This is a genomic window from Vibrio sp. PSi01 (assembly GCF_054960695.1).
In genome coordinates this window covers 1-788 of record NZ_JBHNYN010000045.1, presented here as the reverse complement: position 1 = coordinate 788, position 788 = coordinate 1, and the positions used below count along the sequence as shown (strand labels likewise).

The following is a 788-nucleotide window of genomic DNA, read 5'->3' as shown; positions in this document are numbered from 1 at the left end:
TTAATAACTTAAAAGTGAACAACTTACCTAGCGATTTTGGTATTATAATCTTGATAATTAGAAAAAATTCTTCAATACCGACGCTGGGAATAACTAAGAAGAGCAAAGCCTATTTTTCAAGCTTGGAGCTTACCTTACGATTTACTCAGATGATGGCTGCAAATTTAACTTTAATGAATACCAAAATTGTTTAAAAAGGAACTAAAGATGGCAAGACATAGTGCTAATCGGGGAATACTGGTGCTGGAAAGTCCATGGGAGTTGGATGATGGTGACTCTAACCGTTCAAGTGTTGTGCCTTTTATTGAAGGTGTTGCAAAATTAGCAGGGGATACAGAAGTTTACCATGCTAATTTTTATGACAAAAAGAGCTTTGAATATGCCTTAGAATGCCTTTGTAAGGTCAGGTTTTCTAACACTATTGTTTATATTGCAGCTCATGGGTACAAGCAGAAAATAGGTAATATGAAGTTAGAAGATATTCTTTTCGCTATTGGCATGAAATCAAAACAGTACAACATAACAGGGGTCATGTTCGGTTCATGTTTTGTCGGGGGGAATACTGAGTTGATCGAAGTCTTCACCACTTCTAATAATTTACGTTGGTGTGCAGGTTATGCTTCGACATCTAACTGGCTAAGTGGCACTTTCATCGATAGTGCAATCATTGCGCAGATGATCAATTTAGAAGAAAGTGATTTCTCAAATCGAGATACACTTGTTGAGCATCTTGCTTATGCAATATCCCCTTTCTCAGACCAAATGTATATTGGTGACGATTATAAAGA

General features: G+C 36.5%; 2 protein-coding genes. Both read left to right on the top strand.

The annotated features are described in order from the left end of the window. Window positions 1–194, top strand: a 194-nt coding sequence (locus ACFI6G_RS22170; RefSeq protein WP_462710482.1) for a hypothetical protein, incomplete at its 5' end; no start/stop codon positions are given. 13 nt (window positions 195–207) lie between these two features. Beyond that, window positions 208–788 (top strand): hypothetical protein (locus ACFI6G_RS22165; protein WP_462710481.1); only part of this gene is annotated, 581 nt, incomplete at its 3' end.